The sequence below is a fragment of the Brevundimonas sp. UBA5713 genome (assembly GCF_002419815.1).
In the GTDB taxonomy this organism is placed as follows: domain Bacteria; phylum Pseudomonadota; class Alphaproteobacteria; order Caulobacterales; family Caulobacteraceae; genus Brevundimonas.
The window spans coordinates 145,320-163,520 of the sequence record NZ_DIGV01000016.1 but is presented as its reverse complement, the minus strand read 5'-3'; the positions used below and the strand labels follow the sequence as shown (position 1 = coordinate 163,520).

The 18,201-nt window shown below is 57.7% G+C and carries 13 protein-coding genes; 3 read left to right on the top strand and 10 right to left on the bottom strand.

Translation table 11 applies throughout. From position 1 onward, the window contains the following. The first annotated feature begins 6 nt into the window (after window positions 1-6). Both B3B04_RS03135 and B3B04_RS03130 read left to right on the top strand, forming a co-directional pair. Window positions 7-1,269 carry a Glu/Leu/Phe/Val family dehydrogenase gene (locus B3B04_RS03135; protein ID WP_292039767.1) on the top strand — a complete coding sequence of 421 codons (1,263 nt, stop codon included), beginning with the start codon at window positions 7-9 and terminating at the stop codon, window positions 1,267-1,269. A 300-nt stretch (window positions 1,270-1,569) separates the two neighbouring features. Next, window positions 1,570-1,905: a hypothetical protein gene (locus B3B04_RS03130; protein ID WP_292039764.1), complete on the top strand. Its 336-nt coding sequence runs from the start codon at window positions 1,570-1,572 to the stop codon at window positions 1,903-1,905. Window positions 1,906-1,932: 27 nt separating this feature from the next. Here B3B04_RS03130 and B3B04_RS03125 read toward each other — a convergent pair whose 3' ends face one another. The 8 genes from B3B04_RS03125 to B3B04_RS03090 all read right to left on the bottom strand — a co-directional run bounded on the left by B3B04_RS03125 (window position 1,933) and on the right by B3B04_RS03090 (window position 16,403). After that, on the bottom strand, window positions 1,933-3,636 hold the full coding sequence (locus tag B3B04_RS03125; protein WP_292039762.1) for an alkaline phosphatase D family protein: 1,704 nt from the start codon (window positions 3,634-3,636) through the stop codon (window positions 1,933-1,935). A gap of 90 nt (window positions 3,637-3,726) precedes the next feature. Next, on the bottom strand, window positions 3,727-6,165 hold the full coding sequence (locus tag B3B04_RS03120) for a TonB-dependent siderophore receptor (RefSeq protein WP_292039759.1): 2,439 nt from the start codon (window positions 6,163-6,165) through the stop codon (window positions 3,727-3,729). A gap of 331 nt (window positions 6,166-6,496) precedes the next feature. Next, the gene (locus B3B04_RS03115) at window positions 6,497-7,663 is read right to left on the bottom strand and encodes an alkaline phosphatase (RefSeq protein WP_292039757.1); all 1,167 of its coding nucleotides are present in this window, start codon (window positions 7,661-7,663) and stop codon (window positions 6,497-6,499) included. A 136-nt stretch (window positions 7,664-7,799) separates the two neighbouring features. Beyond that, window positions 7,800-10,718, bottom strand: a complete 2,919-nt coding sequence (locus B3B04_RS03110; RefSeq protein WP_292039755.1) for a TonB-dependent receptor — start codon at window positions 10,716-10,718, stop codon at window positions 7,800-7,802. A gap of 562 nt (window positions 10,719-11,280) precedes the next feature. Next, window positions 11,281-12,081, bottom strand: coding sequence for a hypothetical protein (locus B3B04_RS03105; RefSeq protein WP_292039753.1), 801 nt, complete (start codon window positions 12,079-12,081; stop codon window positions 11,281-11,283). Window positions 12,082-12,953: 872 nt separating this feature from the next. Further along, on the bottom strand, window positions 12,954-13,364 hold the full coding sequence (locus B3B04_RS03100; RefSeq protein ID WP_292039751.1) for a hypothetical protein: 411 nt from the start codon (window positions 13,362-13,364) through the stop codon (window positions 12,954-12,956). A 69-nt stretch (window positions 13,365-13,433) separates the two neighbouring features. Next, window positions 13,434-14,585, bottom strand: coding sequence for a tyrosine-type recombinase/integrase (locus tag B3B04_RS03095; protein ID WP_292039748.1), 1,152 nt, complete (start codon window positions 14,583-14,585; stop codon window positions 13,434-13,436). Window positions 14,586-14,876: 291 nt separating this feature from the next. Then, entirely contained in the window at window positions 14,877-16,403 is a 1,527-nt protein-coding gene (locus B3B04_RS03090) for a hypothetical protein (protein WP_292039746.1), read from the bottom strand. A gap of 179 nt (window positions 16,404-16,582) precedes the next feature. Here B3B04_RS03090 and B3B04_RS03085 point away from each other — a divergent pair, with 179 nt between their 5' ends. Beyond that, entirely contained in the window at window positions 16,583-17,203 is a 621-nt protein-coding gene (locus B3B04_RS03085; protein WP_292039885.1) for a helix-turn-helix domain-containing protein, read from the top strand. Between the two features lie 149 nt (window positions 17,204-17,352). On the opposite strand, the gene B3B04_RS03080 is transcribed toward B3B04_RS03085, so the two are convergent. Together B3B04_RS03080 and B3B04_RS03075 are read right to left on the bottom strand one after the other, a co-directional pair. Beyond that, window positions 17,353-17,640, bottom strand: a complete 288-nt coding sequence (locus B3B04_RS03080; RefSeq protein ID WP_292039744.1) for a hypothetical protein — start codon at window positions 17,638-17,640, stop codon at window positions 17,353-17,355. A gap of 105 nt (window positions 17,641-17,745) precedes the next feature. Then, window positions 17,746-18,117 (bottom strand): hypothetical protein, encoded by a 372-nt coding sequence (locus B3B04_RS03075; RefSeq protein ID WP_292039742.1) that lies wholly within the window; start codon window positions 18,115-18,117, stop codon window positions 17,746-17,748. Between the last annotated feature and the right edge of the window lie 84 nt (window positions 18,118-18,201).

The following is an 18,201-nucleotide window of genomic DNA, read 5'->3' as shown; positions in this document are numbered from 1 at the left end:
ATAAATATGTCTAACCCGAATATCCTGCAGTCGGCTTTGACCCGCCTTGATGACGCCGCGCGCCACGTCCGTATCGACAGCGATGTGCTGGAGAAACTGAAGTTTGCACGTGAAACCATGAAGGTGCGTCTGTTGATCCGCATGGACGACGGGTCGCGCAAATCCTTCCTTGCCTGGCGCTGCCGTTATGACGATACGCGCGGTCCGACCAAGGGCGGCATCCGTTTCCATCCGGCGTCTACCGCCGAGGAAGTCGAGACGCTGGCGTTCTGGATGACGATTAAATGCGCCGTGACCAACCTGCCGTACGGGGGCGGGAAGGGGGGCATTCAGGTCGACCCCAAGACCCTGTCCAAGGCGGAACTGGAGCGTTTGTCGCGCGCCTATGTGCAGGCCTTTGCCAATATCATCGGTCCGGACCGCGATATTCCGGCTCCCGATGTCTATACCAACGCCATGATCATGGGCTGGATGGCCGATGAATATGCCAACATCCGTGGCGAGCCCCATCCGGGGGTGATCACGGGAAAGCCGATCGCACTGGGTGGTTCACTGGGCCGCGAGGATGCGACGGCGCGCGGGGGCTTTTACCTGACCTGCCACCTGACCGAGCGTTTGGGCCTGCCGACCGAGGGACTGCGCGTGGTGGTTCAGGGCTTTGGTAACGCAGGACAGCACGCTGCGCGTCTGTTTGCGTCGATCGGGGCCAAGATCATCGGCGTGTCGGACTCGCGCGGGGCTGTCTACGCCGCTGAAGGCCTCAATGTTGAAGCCTTGCTCAAGACAAAAGCTGACGGCGGTTCGGTCAATGACGCCAATCATGGTGGCAACGCGATCTCGCCCGCAGAACTTTTGGCGCTGGACACCGATGTACTGGTTCCTTCGGCCATGGAAGACATGATCGACGAAACCAATGCCGACAGCATCAAGGCCAAGGTGGTTCTGGAACTGGCCAATGGTCCGGTCACGCCCAGGGCAGATGAAATCCTTAATCAACGCGGTGTCATTGTGCTGCCTGATATTTTGGCCAACGCCGGTGGTGTGACCGTGTCCTATTTCGAATGGGTGCAGAACCGTCAGGGCTATTACTGGACGCTAGATGAAGTGCATCAGCGCCTGAAGACCATCATCGAACGCGAAGGCGACGCCGTGTGGGGTATTGCCAAGGACCGTACGGTTCCGCTGCGCACTGCGGCCTATATCCACGCCCTTGGCCGCATCGCCACAGCAGTCGAGGCCCACGGTACGCAGAACTATTTCAACAGCTGACCCCTTTGCGCTCAGGTATGAGTTCGCGAGCGCCCCCGACATTCTATGGGGGCGTTCGGGACTGGGCATGGCTAGGATCGGCGGATGTTGACGCTCGCAGAGTTGGGCCCGCGTATTTGCATTATGGGGCCGTCAAACAGCGGTAAATCAACGCTGGCTGTCGCGATTGGCGACGCCAAAGGATTGGAGGTCGTTCATCTGGACCGCCTGCGCCATTTGGAGGGTGAATAATGGGCACTGCGCCCTGATGACGAGTTTGCAGAACTGCATCAGGCGGCCATAGACCAAGACAAATGGGTCATGGAGGGAAACTATTCCCGCCTCTTGCCGCAGCGGCTGGCGCGCGCCACAGGATTTATTCTTATGGACGTGCCCGTCGCGACCAGCCTGTTTCGCTATATCGGGCGCACTCTGGGCTACACGGAACGGTACGGCGCACTCAGTGGGGTTCAAGACCGGCTGAGTGGCAAGATGATCTATCACCTGCTGACCACGGCTCAGAAAAATCGCCGCAGCTATAAAGACCGTTTTGCCCAGCTTGATATGCCCAAGGTCTTACTGGATCGTCCTTCGAAGCTAGACCGTTTTTACCAAGCCAACCAACTCCCTCGACGACCGCGAAAAGGCGTGCGTTGAGAATGCCGCACGTCGTTCCGCTCGGTTTCAGACGGGTTTGATGATGCGGAGGTCCAGGTCGTGGTTCACAGTAATACGGGCAAACTCTTCGCTTTCGCCGGTCCGTTCGAGAATAGTCGGCACCCGCACATAGTCGGTCTGGATCGTATCTCGTCTTAAGGTCACCAGCAGGAAGCCGTGTTCGTGGACGTGGGCAAACTGTACGTCCGGATTCTTGGCCACCAGTGCTTCTGAGGCGATGGTGAAAATGCGCGGGTCAGGGCTGATCCCTTCATAGCCGCCCGGCGATGTCACACTGGCGACGCCGAACTCGACGCCGACGGGGCTTTCGTCACGTGGATCATGCAGGCGGTTGCCCCAGAACATGTGGGTGTCGCCCGTCAGCACGGCCAAGCGTGCGCCAGTACGCTTGACGCTGTCATAGAGACGCAAGCGCGCCGCCGGATAGCCGTCCCAAGCGTCGAAATTGATCGGTAGCCCCAGACGGGTGCTTTCCAGCCAGCGGCGCGAGCCTGAGCGGCTCATTGCCTCGGCCTTGATGTCCTCGGGCAATATACTGAGGAAGTCGGGTGCGCGCATCCGTGCCACGATGGTCTGGTTGGCCAGCATCTGCCACGCCACGCCGCGGTCCTTGGACGCCTTTAGCTCTTCTTCCAGCCAGGCTTCCTGTTTGGGGCCCATCATGGAGCGCGAGGGATCATTCATAACCTCGGCTTCAAAGCGCGCCACATCCGGCTGGCCATTGGCATCAAGGACCATGTCGCGCGTGGCGCTCAGAGCCTTCATCCGGCCCGTCAGGCGCGTCTCGATCGCCATCAGGCTGGCGATGTCGCCAAAATCATAGGTGCGGTTCAGAACGTGCAACGGCTCGCCCGCCTTGGGGTCGCGCATCGGCATCCATTCGAAATAGGCCTTTAGCGCTGCGTCGCGGCGATCTTCCCAACGCCCTTCGGTTTCGGGATCGTGGATCGAAGCCCCGCCGACCCAGCTGTTATTGGCCGTTTCGTGATCGTCCCAGACCGTGATGAACGCTGCCCGCGCATGCAGCGCCTGCAGATCGGGATCAGAGCGGTACTGGGCAAAGCGCTGACGATAGTCGGCCAGAGTGACCAGTTCGTGCGCGGGCTGATGCTGGCGGCCAAGCTCTATGCTTTGCGGACCGCCATAGCCGTCGATGCCATATTCATAGATGTAGTCACCCAGATGGATGACCGCATCGAACGGTTGCTTACGCTCGGCCAAGGCGCGGTAGGCGTTGAAATAGCCAAAGCCGTAGTGCGAGCACGACAGCACGGCAAAGCGCACCTCTTCGATGCCCTTGTCCGGCAGGGTGCGGCCTTGGCCGACGTCGGAGACCGCCTCGCCCGCACGGAAGCGATAGAAATAGCTGACGCCGGCACGCAGGCCTTCGACCTCGACCTTTGCGGTGTAGTCGCGCGCAGACGTGGTCTGAACCTGACCATCGGCCACCACACGGTGGAAGGCCGGATCAACTGCGACCTGCCAATCCAGAACAGCCACCTCGCCGGTTTCGGGAACGGCGCGTGTCCAGATCACCAGACCGCTACGGGTCGGATCCCCACAGGCCACACCATGGGTAAAGCGCGCGGGCGTCGTCTGATTCTGCGTGTGGGCAGCCGCCTGACCAGCCGCTGCCGCACCACCGGCTCCCAGCAGTGCCAGCATACCGCGACGCGATACGGCACCCTTGGCCAACATATCCTTACCCACGCCCCAACTCCCCGAACTCGTGGCCTGAAAACAGATTGGCCGGCGACCGCCCTAAGACAATCGCCGGCCCGTCACAACTGTGACGCTTGATTAGAAGCGGTACGCCATATTGACGCGGAACATACGCGGCAGACCCGGCATCACAGCCACTTCCTTGTAAACCTCGGCCGACGGCGTGAAGTAACGCTCGTTGAACAGGTTATCGATATTGAGCGAAACGGTCAGGTCGCGGACCTTCACGAACGCCGCCGCCTTGGCCAGCGTATAGGCCGGCAGCTGGATGCTGTTTTCCAGAATACCGCCCGTTTCGGACACATAGGTAGCGCCTGCGGTCAGACCGGCCTTCAGCTCGACACCCTTCACCATGAACGGGTCGCTCTCATAGGTACCGAACAGGCTGAACACCGTGTCCGGCATGGTGCGGACCACATAGCCGTCGGCCAGTTCGGCGATATTGCCCGCATTGTTCTGGGCAAAAGTGCCGCCGTAGGAGGCCGCCGGATCAAGACCGAACTGCTCGGGGCGTAGTTCCAGATACTCGCCCTTGTCTCGGCCCGGCGCATCCACAACGGTTTCCTGAAGGGTCAGGGCCGTGGTGAAGCTCAGCTTGTCCGAGACCAGCCAGTTGGCTTCCAGCTCGAAGCCTTCCGAGGTGTTGCCGCTGACATTGCCCAGCAGGTCGGTCTGGCGACGGTATTGCTCGTAATAGGCCAGACCGCCGAACAGGTTGCCGTCCAGCAGCATGAATTTCACGCCCGCTTCCTTAAGTTCGGAAGGCGAGATGAACAGGTTGTTGGTAACCGTGCCCACGCCGACGCCGCCCGTCTGGGTCGACTCCAGCGAGCGAGGCTCGGCCACGGTCACATAGGGGGTCAGGCCCCACGGGGTTTCATAGCGCGCCGACAGCGACCAGGTAGTGGCGTCATTCGAGTTATGCGCCCACTTGTCGCGCAGACCAAAGACGGTGGCACCGGTGTTGATGGCCGAGACGTCGTAGTCATCCCAGCGCAGACCGGCCAGAACCGAGAAACGCTCGAACAGGGTGATGTCCGACATGGCGAACAGCGAGCGGCTGTCCCATTCCATATCCTGACGGGTGTCCCACATCTGTTCGCCGTTCACGACCAGTGGCGCCGCGATGCGGTCGGTTGCGGTCGAGCCGTGGTGCAGATCACGGCGGTTCAGGCCGATGTAGCCCGACAGGAAGCTTTCATACTGTTTGGCCTCATGGTCGCGATAGGCCGCGCCAATAACGGTGTCGGCCGACAGCTTGCCGTCCAGAGCCTTGAACGGGAAGCTGTAGGTGACACGTCCCTCAACGGCTTGCGCCTCATAGTCGGCGGCAAAACCGAAGCTGTTGAAGCGTTGGTTCTCGACCTTGTCCATAAAGGCCTTGAAGGCCAGCACGTGGCCGTTGGCGAACTCGCGCTGCAGGCCCGCATAGGCGGTGAAGGTCTCGGTCTCGTTATAGTCCACCTCATCAGCCATCACATCGCGGTGGCTGAGTTTGACCGTGCCGACACCTTCATCCAGCGCAAATTTCGGGTTCTGGCGACCGCCATATTCGCGGATCTGGCGAATGTTGGAGGTGTTGCCCGATTTGCCGAAGGCGGCGTCGATCTCGCCGTATTCAACCATGCCCGAGCCATCCAGATCAACGAGATCGGTATCGCGGCCGGTGATGTAGATGCCGTTGTCGATCAGGTTCTGGGTGACGCGGTTCCAGCCCGGCGACTGGATGCGGCCCGATTCCTCGAAATGCATAAGGTTCACTTCGCCCGACCAGCCGTTGCCGAGGTCAGTCACATAGGTGGCCTGAAGGTTCAGATGCTCGGGGTGGATATTGCGATAGTAGGAGTCTGAATCCTCGTGCTCGACATAGAGGGCCAGACCGCCATTACCCAGCGGCATGACCATGTCTGCCGAGACGTTTTGCTTGCCGTAGGAGCCGAGGGTCACATCAAAGCCGCCCGCCATATCCGTGGCAATACGACCGTCATTCCCGCGTGCCGACTTGGGCACGAAGTTCAGCAGACCACCGACCTTGCCCGGACCATAGATGGGCGACGACGGACCGCGCAAAACCTCGACGAACGAAGCCGCGCCAAGGTTGGACGAGAAGCTGCCGCGGTTCTCGATGCGCTTGAAGCCCTGGAAATAGGTGTCGGCCAGGGTGCCGCGCACATTCAGATTGCCCGGAACGCCAAAGAAGCTGGCCGTATAGGCACCCGGCACCGCAGCCACCAGATCGTCGACATTTTCCATGCCATAGCTGTCGATCGTATCCATCGATACGCGCGAGACCGAGCGCGGGGTCTCGTACATGGAGCGGTCCAGACCGGTGAAGCTGTCGGTGGCGCTCTTTTGCAGACGGCCCAGAGGATCATAGTGGGCGGTAACGACAATTTCGTCGACTTCAGCCGTTTGGTCCGTCTCCGCCGTCTGGGCCATGGCAGTGCCGGCACCGGACAGCAGGGCTATGGCCGCCGTGGTGGCCGTAAAAAAAGTCTTTGAAGTCAACGCACGCATGTTGGTCACACCTAAGCTAACCGTCCGCAGGAACCCTGCAAATCAGGCGCGCCTCAAACACCGCAAATGTGACAGAGGTATTATAGTAGATACCAATTCACAAAAGCTTAGCCATGGGGTGATCTTTGCTTCGCTAAAGCTTCACCTTGCGTCTCAGGATCGAGCCAAAACCCTCTAGGCTTCGACACGTCCGGTGGCGGAGGTGGCCGCCCATTCACACGCTACCGTGCGCTTTTAATGGGCCGCTTCCCAGGTCGGCTAGGCACCTGGAAAGCGGCCTCTTTGCTGTCCGCGCGTTTCGCAGACTTTTAACAAGAACCAGAGTGTCGATTTAGTTGGAGGTCCAGCCCCAGGCCTTCATCGCGACGTCGAAGAGGTGTGTATTGGGGAAATAGCCGCGCACTTGATCGGCACCTTGGCCGATGGCCAGAACGGGCACTTCCTCGCCGGTGTGCGTGCGATTGATCATGATGTTTTCCAGACGAACGACATCGGGACGTTCGCTGGAAGCCTTCCAGGCATCGTAGCCTTCCATGATGTCTTCACCGCGTTTGCCGCCATCGATCTGAACGCCGAAGGAGTGGTCGGCGGTGAAGATCAGCAGGGTCTCGTCCAGATCGACGCGCTGCGCGATGTCGGCCATCAGCAGGTCGAAATCGACAATGTTTTGCAGGCCCTTGCGCACGTCGTCGGTGTGGGCGTCCCACTCGACCACCAGCAGATAGCCGTTGTCCGAGGCTTCCAGCAGATCCAGAGCGCGGAGCGTCGAGGCGCGCACGTCGATGCTGTCGGCCACCACGATCGGGCGCAGGTTGCTGGCCGGAGCGTCTTCCAGAGACGCATAAACCGGACGATTGTTGGCCGCGGCCAGAGTCTCAAAGCTGGTGTTCAGCTCGGCCAGTTGGCCCCCGATACGCTCGCGACCCGCACCGATCAGCACATCCACGCCATTGCCGAAACGCGGGGTGAAAGCCTGCTGGAAGATTTCGCCTTGCTTGCCGCGATCATTCGAATGGGCATAGGCGGCAGCAGGCGTTGCATCGGCGATCGACTGCGACGAGACGACACCCGTGAGCAGGCCGCGCTCTTCGGCGTATTCCAGCAGGGTCTTGGTCGGGGTGCCGTCACGCTGGCCGCGCACAACGTCGGGATCCTGGCTGATGACGCCATTGCGGGTTTTGACGCCCGTCATGATCGCGCTCATGCCATTGGCCGAGTCCGATACGAAATTATCGACCGGTGAAGTCTCGCTGAGCCCCAGATGCGGCCACTGCTGGACCTTCAGTTTCAGCGGCTCGTTATAGGCCATGACGCTGGCGGCGTGCAGGGCGCTGACACCCATGGCATCGGCCAGAAAGATGATGACGTTCTTGGCGCGCGGAGCCTCGGCGGCGGCCGCAGGAGCCTGTGCGGTCTGCGCCATTACCGACAGTGGCGTGCAAACCAGAGCCGCAGCCATGGCGACAGATGACAAAAGGGTCTTGGCAGTCATTTTCATGGGTCTAGCCTTTGTTCTGAAAAGAGCCGGTTCGTTGCGGGACCGGCTGTGACGTTCCGTCAGAAAGAAGGGGAGGCCGCCGGCAAGGGGAGGGTTGAACACGCCGGCGGCCTGATGGGCTGGGTCAGAGTTTCCGTTAGAAATTCAGACGCACGCCCAACATGTAGCGGGCTCCAAAGCTTTCGTATTCGGACACCCGCATGCGGTCGCCCTGATAGCGGATACCCGGTTCGTTCAGCAGATTGTTGGCGTCGAAATAGACTTCGGCCTTGTCGTTGAAGGCATAGGAAATCTTGAAGTCCAGACGGCCTACTTCGTCCCAGAAGCTGTCGCCCAGAGCATCGCCGTCGCCCAGGCTGTCCAGCCATTCGGTGCGGTACTGCCAGCTGAGGCTGGTCGACAGGCCATAGCGCTCATAGGACAGGGCCGCGTTGTAGATGAAGTCCGACGAGCCGGGCAGGGCGACCTTGCGGCCATCCGGCGTTTCGGTCTCGGTCTTGTTGAAGGTCACGTTGCCGCGCACGCCGAAACCGGCGGCCCAGTCCGGCAGGCCCAGACGCTCTGCAAAAGGCTCAAGGGTTTGCGAGGCGGCAAACTCAAGCCCTGCCAGATAGCCTTCACCGCCGTTGTCGGTGGTGAAATAGGCATAGTCGGTGCGGTTCAATCCGCCGGAGTTCAGGTTGTCCTGACCATAGCGCGAATATTCGACGTCAAACAGCACGTCCTCGAGGTGCTTGTAGTATGCACCGACGGAGAAGAAGGCCCCCGACGGCATGTACCATTCGAGATAGGCGTCGCCGCCGATGGCCTTTTCAGGACCTGCCGAGGGGTTGCCACCGCTGATTTCCATGTCCTCGTCGTTCACTTCGAAGTTCGGGCGCAGCAGGGAATAGTCGGGGCGGGCCGCACCGGTATTCAGCGACAGACGCAGTTTCATCTGGTCGTTGATGTCCCAGTTCAGGTGAGCGCTGGGCAGGACCACGAAGCTGTCATCACCGACCGTGACCTGTTCAAAGCCATCGCCGAAATCGACCAGTGCCGTGCCTTCGTTTTCAACACGCTCGGCGCGGACGCCCAGCACCAGATTACCCCAGTCGAAATAGGTCGTGGTCATCGCATAGGCGGCGATGACGTCTTCGGAGACTTCATAGTTGTTGGTTTCCGAAACCCCGGGCTGGATGCGGCTCAGACCACGGCCATGCAGGTCGGCCCACAAGGCCTTGGCCTGCTTGTCCGAGAAGTAGCGGAACGCATAACCCAGCGGCATTTCACCGGCGTAAGGGTCATTGATTGCAAAGTCGTTGGGCGACGGATTGGCGACACCTGCATCGGACAACATGCCCGGGAGGATTTCCAGCGTGGTGCGGGTGTCTTCCTTGGTGCGGCTGTCGATCTGGCCGCCGAATTTCAGCTCGGTCGAGCGTCCGAACAGCTCCAGCTCGCGGCTGAGGTCGATACGTGCGCTGTACGAGATGCTGTCTTGCAGGCGGGTCGTCGAGCGCAGGTTGACGAATTCGTAGTCCTGCGGATCCAGCGAGCGTTTGTGGCCACCCATCGACAGGCTGCCATCATTGTTGACGATGGTGTCGTACAGGGTCACGCCATGCTGGGCGCGGTCGGTATAGTCATAAACCACAGTCGGGCGCAGGCTGTAATCAACCACACCGTTAGGACGGGGGCTGCGCCATGAGGAGTTAAACGACGGTCCAGATTCGGCTTGCGACTGGGTGTAGTTCAGGCGCCAGTTAATGTCCCAACCCTTGACGTAGTGGTTGCCGCCCAGAGTGTTGGTAAAGATGCTCTCGACCGTGTGGTTTACGTTCAGCGAGCTGTCTAACTCCACGCCATAGATGGTGCCCTGCATCGGCGTATTGCCGGTGCGAATGTCGGCATAGCCACGCGTAGCGCCCGCGTCAGTGCGGATGGCGCTGTCGTCAAAGTCGAACTCGTGCGCATTGCGCATCTCGTCGTCGGTGAACTCGGTATAAATGCTCGAGAAGAAGAAGCGATGGTCATCGCTGGGGCGATAGTCGAAACGACCGGCATAGGCGGTGTTCGAGCGCGTCAGGCGATACAGTTTATTCTGGTGGGCATCGGCCCAGAAACGGGTTTCTGATCCAGCTTCACGGTCTTCCGAAGCCGACTCCCAGTCGGTCTCGAAATTGTCGGTGACCATTTCGCGCTCATAGGTCGAGAACGAGAAGGCTGCGCCAAACTTGCCATCGGCAAACGTGTCGGCCAGGAAGGCGGCCACATCATGCTGTGCGCCACCACCCAGATCATTGTAGCCATAGCCCAGGTTCAAGGTCACGGCGCGGTCGGGGAAGTCGAAAGCGCCACGGGTCGAGATGTCGACATTACCAGCCAGCGTCTCGCCCGACATGTCTGCCGTCACCGCTTTGCGCACCGTCACAGCTTTGGCGATAGCTGCAGGAATGGTGTCGGTGCGGGCGCTTTTGCCGCCCGGTGAGACAACATTCAAACCGTCAAACGAAATGGTTGACCAGCGCGACGGGGCACCGCGCAGGCTGATGGCGCGCTCCTGACCCTGGTCACGCTCGACAGCCACGCCCGGCAGGCGAGCCAGAGCCGCGGCAATGTTCTGGTCCGGGAAGTTGCCGATACCGTCTGCCGAAACCACATTTACGAGGGAGGTCGACGAACGCTGGATCTGCAGGGCCGCGGCCTCGGACTCGGCCTGCGGGCGACGCCCGATGACGACGACATCGTCGACCGACGACGGCACATCCAGCGCCAGAGCGACAGTCACACGCGCCGCGCTGTCGGCGATGACCTGCACCGGCATACGCTGCGTCTGACGGCCGACATAGCTGATCACCAGCGTCTGCTGACCCACCGGCGCATTGTGCATTACAAAGCGGCCTTCGCGGTCGGTCACCGCAACTTGGCTATGCCCCTCGATACGCACCTCGGCTCCGACCAGAAAGCTGGTGCCCTCCGAGTTCGTTACAACACCCGTGACCTGAGTGGCCGCCGCCAAGGCCACTGCGGCCCCTTGCGCGCTGTCATTGTCGGCGTGCGCAGGTGAGGTCACCGCCACTACGCCTGCAACACTGCAAAGCAAGGCTAACTTAAAACGCGAATTCAACATGAAGGACGCCCCCGATAGATATCGGGCGTTCTTCTAGGTGCTCAGAAAAACATCGGGAAAAAGCTTTGAAGAAACAATGCTGATGAGTGAATGAAATACGATCCTTCAACGGATCTATTTTGGATTGGTTGTGCCGAAATTGTTTAAGGTCGACCGTAGGACCAAACGCTTCCATCAACTGGCGCAACTGGGCCCTCATCAAAGGCACGTTAGCCTCAGGCGAAGTTCATACACTGTCTGGAAGGGTGGTGCCGCTTACGTGACTCGAACACGTGACCCCCGCATTACGAATTAAGGGCGAGCGGCACGTAAAGTTTATATAATACAATGAACTGGTAAGAGTGATGGGCAGGGTTTGTGGACCGACCCATCAACGACCCACGCTGGCCTATAGGGGCTATTGGGACGCTTCCTAAGTTACGATCGATAGCTAGGAAGCGGCCCGAATTTCGACCCGCGCTATACCCTCAAACTTGAGCCAGAGAGGGTTGCCCGTTGGGCCCGTCTAACTTGTCATCTCTAAGCTAAGGTTTCGGTTCTCGTTAGCACGTTGGACGAGGTAGGCTCGCCAGAATGTAGCCTTTGAAAACATAATTAGTTCAGCGTGCTCGGGGGAACAGCCGAGATTATCCGCAACAGCCTCCACTAATCGATTAAATCTCGCGTATCGCTCTGGACTGTTTCTGGACGATACAATGAAGCCTCTAGGTCGCAAGATCCCATCTGGTTGAACTACTCTTTGTTCCGGGTTGAGGCGGATGAAGGTATTATCGTTAGTTAGGGCATTGGCCGAGCGGGCTGTCCATTGGTCCAGGATGTAGCCAGGGCTTTCCTCTCCAGCGGTGAAGAAAATGATCTTCGTGAAGAAGGCCGGCCCTAGACCGCGTAGAGAGCGCTCCTTAGTAGCCTTCAGGTAGTGTGTGTACTGAGCTTCGGAACGTTTTCCTTTCAAAGCGTGAAATGTCATGACCCAATCACTCCACGTTGAGGAGATATGATCCCGAGCACGATACCCGGTTCCTCCCCAAGCTAGGATGGCAGCAAGAGCGCGGTGAGGGTTGGGATCGCTCTGAAGATATTGGTGTAGTTCCGTGCGCGACATTGCCGCATCTGGCATGCCTGTTAGTTCAATTGGCGGGTCGTCCAGGAATATGTTGGATACCCAAGACTGCGGCGTTGCACCTCTCCAGTAATCGGCCACATTTGTAAGAACATTATTTGCGCTTTCCTCTCGTCGGTCTCGAAGTAGCAGGTAGTATGATTCGTTTAGCATTTTGAGCGCACTGGTATCGAATGAAAAATCCATTAATATATCCTGATATGACTTATGTGCTCGTCAAGAAGCATATTGTATAGATCTAAAGTGTGTCGATTGGATTCGATATTCTTCTAGGAAATTTATTCTTCATTTTAGTCGTAAGGCTTCACCTCGGACGATTGATAGGCGTCTAGACGAGCAGCCCATGGGGTATCGTAGTCAGTCTTTTTTGGGCACCAATTTTTATAATGCCGTGTTGCAGTAGTGGCAGCCCACGGTTCTGCAGCCTTCAAAATTGATAAGGCATATTGTTGTAAATCGTTGTCCATAATCCGCCCTTCCTGGTACTTTACATTATTGATAATTATGACTTCTTGTTCGAAAATCGTCTTTGATGATCTTCTAGTAGTGCCGAGTAGATTTTCGGAATGTGCTTGTTCGCTTGCACATTCATCCAGGACAACTCTTCATCAGTGTAGCCATTGGGCCGATTTTCGGACCTGTAGTGGATAGTGGCGAATAGAGCTGGAATCTGGTCGAATGAATCTGACAAAGCGGCCATCCTGATTTTTATTGCAAAACCATCAAATGTAACCTCGTTATGCCAATTTGCATAGGGTACTTCGATGTCTCAACAAACTTATGAAGCTAAGATCACGCCTGCTGCGGGTGGCTCACCCATAGTGGTTACTGTGCCGGCCAACGACCCTTTCCAAGCACGGCGAATGATTGAGGGGATGTATGGTCCGGTGAAGCTTTGGTGGCAAACCCCGTCACTCAGGCGGTGAGTTGAAGTAGTATGCAACTCATGTGCGTCATTATCGGACGCATGAGTGGTTGATCTTTTGGCAGAGACCTCAACGCAGGCAGTTGTCCACGCTGAGGCCTTGTTATCCCGGTTTACACCTTAAAAGCGTGCCTTAAGCTTTCCGCTGAAACGGCGCGTTGGCGACATTCCATTCTGGCCTATGAAGCCGGATCATGGGCGTCTTGAGCGCTTCCGCGAGGTTCTGACCGTCGAAGCTTGTGCCTGTGTAGATCACGTCAACCTCAAGGTTTTCGCGGTTCTCATATATCTTTCGCCCAGCGTAGTGGTTCCGGCCACTTGGGCTTTTACGGATGAAATCGTACAGACGTTTAGCTATGCCGGCGCGGCGATCAGCAGCAGTGCCGATATACATAACCCTGCCATTGAGCGTGCAACGGATCAGTCCCAGCTTTGAACGCAAATGACGTTGTTTAGCTTTGAGGCCATTGGGCACACGTACCCAGAGCCGATCCCATTCAAGCAGCGTCTTTTCGCCATATAGAGGCGCATCTGTAGTTGCCATGATTATTTCCTTATCAATGATGGTGAAGTGCCCCTGAGCCAGCCGTAGCCAGCCCAGAGGGCAGGGGTGTCACCAAGCCTTGTGCTTTGCCGCACCGGCTTCGACGGCCTTCAGCAGCGTATCGTTTGCCAAGTGGCTGTAGCGCTGAGTGGACTGGTAACTGGCGTGACCCAGCACCTTGCCGACCGCGAACAGATCGACACCGCTGTTGACCATGAAGGACGCCGCAGAGTGACGTAGGTCATGGATGCGAAGGCCCGGAAGGTTGGCTGCCTTGATCGCATAGGCCCAAGCGTTCTTGATCGAGACGAAGGGCTTGAGGGTGTCCGGGTTTGGCACCAACCACGGGCAGTCCTTGTACCGAGGCAGGCTCTCGATGATGTCGATAGCGGCTTGCGACAGGGGCACGTGACGAGGCTTGCCGGTCTTGGTCGTGGGTATGAACCACGAGCGACGGGCCAGATCGACGTGCTCCCATTTGGCGTCCAGGAGTTCGCGCTTACGGGCACCCGTCAGAAGCAGAAGTCCAACTATGTGCTGAAGCATCGGGTTGTTGGACACGATGCAGGCTTCACGCAGACGTTCGACTTCCTCTGCCGTCAGATAGCGATCACGGGCATTGTTCAAGGGCTTCCGGGCAATGCCACGTGTCGGGTTACGATCGGTGCCGGGAATGCCCCAGTTCTGGCCTAGCTGATAGGCTCGGCCCAGGATGACGCGGATCTTCTCGACGGTGGCCGGAGCGAGAGTCTTGCCCAGCTCCTGAAGCCATGAAGCGACAGCACGGTGCTCGATCTCATTGACCGGAACCTTGCCCCACTTGGGACGGATATGGACACGCACATACATCTCATTGGTGTCATGAGACTTCAGGCGGGCCTTAGAGTCCTCCAGATACATATCCAGTAGGACGGCACACAGAGGTATGGCCTTGATCTCCTCCTTCTTGGCTAGAGGGTCACCGCCCATGACCGTTTCGGCTCGAAGCTGTTGAGCCTTCTTGCGGGCTTGGGCGAAAGTGATGTCATTGACGCCACCGATCTTAATCTGACGCAGCTTCCCGCGAGGATCACGGTATCGCAGGGCATAGGTAGCGCTGCCGTTCTGACGGACTTCGACGATGAAGCCGATGATCTCTTCGCAGTAGTAGACGGTCTTCTGACCCGTGGGTTCAGCAGTCACACGGCGGATGAAGTCATGGCTGAGATGGGCTTTAGGCATAGGGTTTATCCTTGTGATGAGTTGGGTTCAGGCGTGCGCCATCACGCGGTGCCGGAGGGGCGCAGCGGGTGGCGGCGGTTAGGGTGTGGGAAGGGCGCGGTTGCCCCAGAGTGGCCCGCTCAGGCGGGGGGCTTTGACCCGGCGATGGTGTCCCATCCGGTTCCCCACTGAGCGCTCAGCGGGGCCGGTTTCTGGGCCGGGTTGAAGGCGGCAGGGCCGGGATCAAATGGGGTGAAAGAGGCGTCCCCCTTCTCCCCCTTTAGCGGCTGCCCTTGGCTGGGGCGGCGAGGGTCACTCGTCGTCAGTCAGGACACACCATGCCTTACGCTCACTGGACTTTCCGTCCTCGATGCGAAGGCCATTCACACGAACACCGCGATGGCGTTTGAGATAGTGGCCCATCATGTGAGGGTTCACACTTCCGCGCTCGGTGACGGGCAACTCCTGAATGATCTCCAGCAGCGGGGTCTTGGCATTCGAATGGGTGTGCGGCACCGAGATAAGCTCTCGGACCGTGACGGATTCCTCGTTGTAGACCTTGCGCCATTCCTGCAGGAACACGCCCAAGGCCTCGTTATCGGTGTTGTCCGTGACCTGACTAATCAGGCTCGAGGCAGGATCAGGTTCACCCAACCAGATGAGGGGTTCACGGCACAGTTCAGACCATTCCTCGTAGGAACCAATAGGCGTGATGGTCTGATCGCGTTTTCCATGACGCAGAAACGCTTGGACGATGGTGAGGGCGAAGCCGACGAAGGCGTTACGATAACGGGCAACTTGTTTGTACGGATCGTGTTCGAAGCTGCGCAGGCTTGCGGCATCAGACTTGGGTGCCAGTCGTATAGTTACGACGCGACGACGCATGTCCTTGATCGGTACGACGTTGTTCCCCGTGCCAAGGAACAGGCTGTTGGTGGAGGCCGTAGCGGTGCGGCTAGAGCCTAGAACACGCTCAGTCGTGGTTGGGCTGGTTAGAGCCTTGTTGATGGCACCAAAGGGCTTCCAGTCAGTCTGCATGTCATCGAACAGGATGACAGGTGGCTTCTCCAGCAACATAGCCAAGATGACCTTATTGGCCTCTTCAGCCTTGGTCGGATAGCTCGTCACATAGGGTGGTAGTGGTGTGGCAAATAGAGCGATAATCTTGGCCAGGTAACTCTTACCGCTGCCTGATACCGTAGCATTGATGTTGAAAGCAGGGGCTAAGGGCAGGCCTGGACGCAGAACCGCTGTCAAAATGGCAGCTAGTGCGGCTGATAAATCCTCTGGTTTCTCAAATTCGAACTCTGACAGTTCAGCCTTTAGCTGCATCAAACAGCGCTTGGCATCCTCAACGGTGACCTCCAGCAGCTTTTGGAAACGAGCGGTATCAAATGAGGCGTATATTCCTGTGTCAGGATTGAAGCCCGAAGTCGTAACCAGTTTGCGATCATTATCGAGATACGGATGGTGGGCGATGCCCTTCAGCGTCTTGAGGTGCTTGCGATCCTGATTGTGCAGCAGCGCGTTTACGATGCGTTGGGGCGGGTTGCAGGTTACCCAATCGCCTTTGTGATTTTTGATCTGCCATTCAAACAGCTCGCACAGCAGGACATAGAGTGTCTGGTTGTTGATCACTTCGCATTGGTAGGATGCGCCATGCGGTACTAGGCGAACGAGTTGGCCGCTGATGACATAGTACACACCGATAAGGGCAAGGATCCTTTCGGCCTCATACACAGCAACATTGTCTTGTCCCTGCACTAGCCTGTTGATGTGCTTCGGTGGGATCAGCGCCTCTGTGTCGGTAGCGATGACGGCGAGGGCGCTGCTTTGCATCCCGGATGCAGAAGGGGTGAAAGGGGGTTGTGCGCCGTCGGAGGGCTCCCCCTTTACCTCTTTAGATGTCAGTGGCGGGGCCGGTGGAGGTACCCTTAGGCCCTTCGGCGGTGGGGTGGGATGAGAGCGACTAATCACGTTTTGATCCTCAAGGGTTGATAGGATCGACCTCGGGTTTGGTGCTTGTTGAGCCGTTGTTCCCTTGGTCGATGATCAAAGTTGAGCATCAAAAAACACGTTTGAAAACAGTATTTTATATCACCATATTCCAAAATGGAAAGGTCCTATCCAATGATAATTTGGTGCGCTTCATTCCTTTTTGGAATACGATTTGGCATTGGTGCACTGACATCAATTGGAGCGAATCAGTCGTGAGAAGTGATTCGAATCAGCGTTACGCGAGCTTGGACTTCGGTGACTTGCGTCTGGCTTGGCTAGAGACGTTTGTGTGCGTCGCTCGGCTTCGTAATCGATCAGCCGTAGGGAAGGAGCTGGGCCTATCTCAAGGCGCTGTGACTAAGCACATCCAAAGCTTAGAGGGGTGGTCGAGAAAGATACTGGTTGATGCTGACAGCGTGCCAGCAACACTCACAGATGATGGTTTGGAGCTCCTTGAGGTAGCCCAGCTCATAATCCAGACGCTGGCAGAAGTGCGCATGTCTGGCGTTGCGCCAACATCGTTGAGTTATGGACCTGTTTCAGGTGAGGGTCTGAAAATGCCTGATCGTCCAGGTAAAGTTGGAACATCGACAGCGCATTTGAGAGTTCCGCCTAGCGTCCCTAAGTCCGATAAGGACTGAGCTTTCTTCCTTCCCTGAAAATGGAAGGATATTTTCATTTTAAGGTTCTTCTGCTCTCGCAGAGAGAAGCCTTGATGGTGCTTCTGGAAGGCGGATAACAACGACTTGATGATTGCCGTGCCTGTGCGCTTCCAGAAGCGATCTCTTGGTTAGTTGTCCATAATCAACAGGGTTTGAACCTCTCTAGGTTTAGGCTTTGGTTTGGTGGCTATCAGCACAATGGTGATCACTGCGATCATGAGGATGCAAAGGCCCGGTTTGGCGTTTGCCAAGCATGTGATGGGTATCAGGGCTAAGGCCAGAAGGGTGGCTCTTGGCCTTACTGCGAGACAGCACAGCGTGAGCCCCAAGGCTGCCATCGCCAGGATGATCAGGAGGACTTTGGCAAGGCTCAGAACCAGCAGCACGATAAGCAGGGTGATTAGCTTACTGGTCATGGCTAGGTGATGGGGTGTTGGAAGGCATTGGGGACCTTTCAGGCATAGAAAATCCCTCGACGGCGAGACCGTGAGGGCGTTGTGGGCTGGGAGTTGTTGGTGTCGTCACATGTTGGCGAAGCACATGGTCAGAAGGTCCTGATCGGTGTCTGGATGGACCTCGATGAAGATGCGTTGGTGAGGGGCATCGTCTCTAGCGTAGGCCAGCTCAAACCACTGACCGCCATGGTCTTCGATGGACACGAAGGAGGGCGGCTCTGCATCTTCACCTGTGATGGCAAATCCAAGGGCGGCGTTGATGGTGTCGGCCTTATCGCCAGCCTGGATGACATGGATAAGGGCGTCTGTGCCTAGTTCTGCTTCATGCTCAACAACCATGTGCCAAGCGCGAAAGCCGAGAAGGGCGCGTAGGTGAACGTCTAAGCTGCCGTCCTCAAGGGTGGCGGACACCTCGAAGATGTCGGTGAGCGTGATCATGGGTGGTTTCCTTATCAGGCATAGAAAAACCCCCGCAGCGGATGGCCACGGGGGTCAGTTGGGTTTGGTGTAGTGAGCGGCGTC

Excerpts from the sequence above, each read along its gene's own strand:
- B3B04_RS03135 (WP_292039767.1), top strand. The coding sequence starts at position 7 with ATGTCTAACCCGAATATCCTGCAGTCGGCTTTGACCCGCCTTGATGAC.
- B3B04_RS03130 (WP_292039764.1), top strand. The coding sequence starts at position 1,570 with ATGGAGGGAAACTATTCCCGCCTCTTGCCGCAGCGGCTGGCGCGCGCC.
- B3B04_RS03120 (WP_292039759.1), bottom strand. The coding sequence starts at position 6,165 with ATGCGTGCGTTGACTTCAAAGACTTTTTTTACGGCCACCACGGCGGCC.
- B3B04_RS03115 (WP_292039757.1), bottom strand. The coding sequence starts at position 7,663 with ATGAAAATGACTGCCAAGACCCTTTTGTCATCTGTCGCCATGGCTGCG.
- B3B04_RS03105 (WP_292039753.1), bottom strand. The coding sequence starts at position 12,081 with ATGGATTTTTCATTCGATACCAGTGCGCTCAAAATGCTAAACGAATCA.
- B3B04_RS03100 (WP_292039751.1), bottom strand. The coding sequence starts at position 13,364 with ATGGCAACTACAGATGCGCCTCTATATGGCGAAAAGACGCTGCTTGAA.
- B3B04_RS03095 (WP_292039748.1), bottom strand. The coding sequence starts at position 14,585 with ATGCCTAAAGCCCATCTCAGCCATGACTTCATCCGCCGTGTGACTGCT.
- B3B04_RS03090 (WP_292039746.1), bottom strand. The coding sequence starts at position 16,403 with ATGCAAAGCAGCGCCCTCGCCGTCATCGCTACCGACACAGAGGCGCTG.
- B3B04_RS03080 (WP_292039744.1), bottom strand. The coding sequence starts at position 17,640 with ATGACCAGTAAGCTAATCACCCTGCTTATCGTGCTGCTGGTTCTGAGC.
- B3B04_RS03075 (WP_292039742.1), bottom strand. The coding sequence starts at position 18,117 with ATGATCACGCTCACCGACATCTTCGAGGTGTCCGCCACCCTTGAGGAC.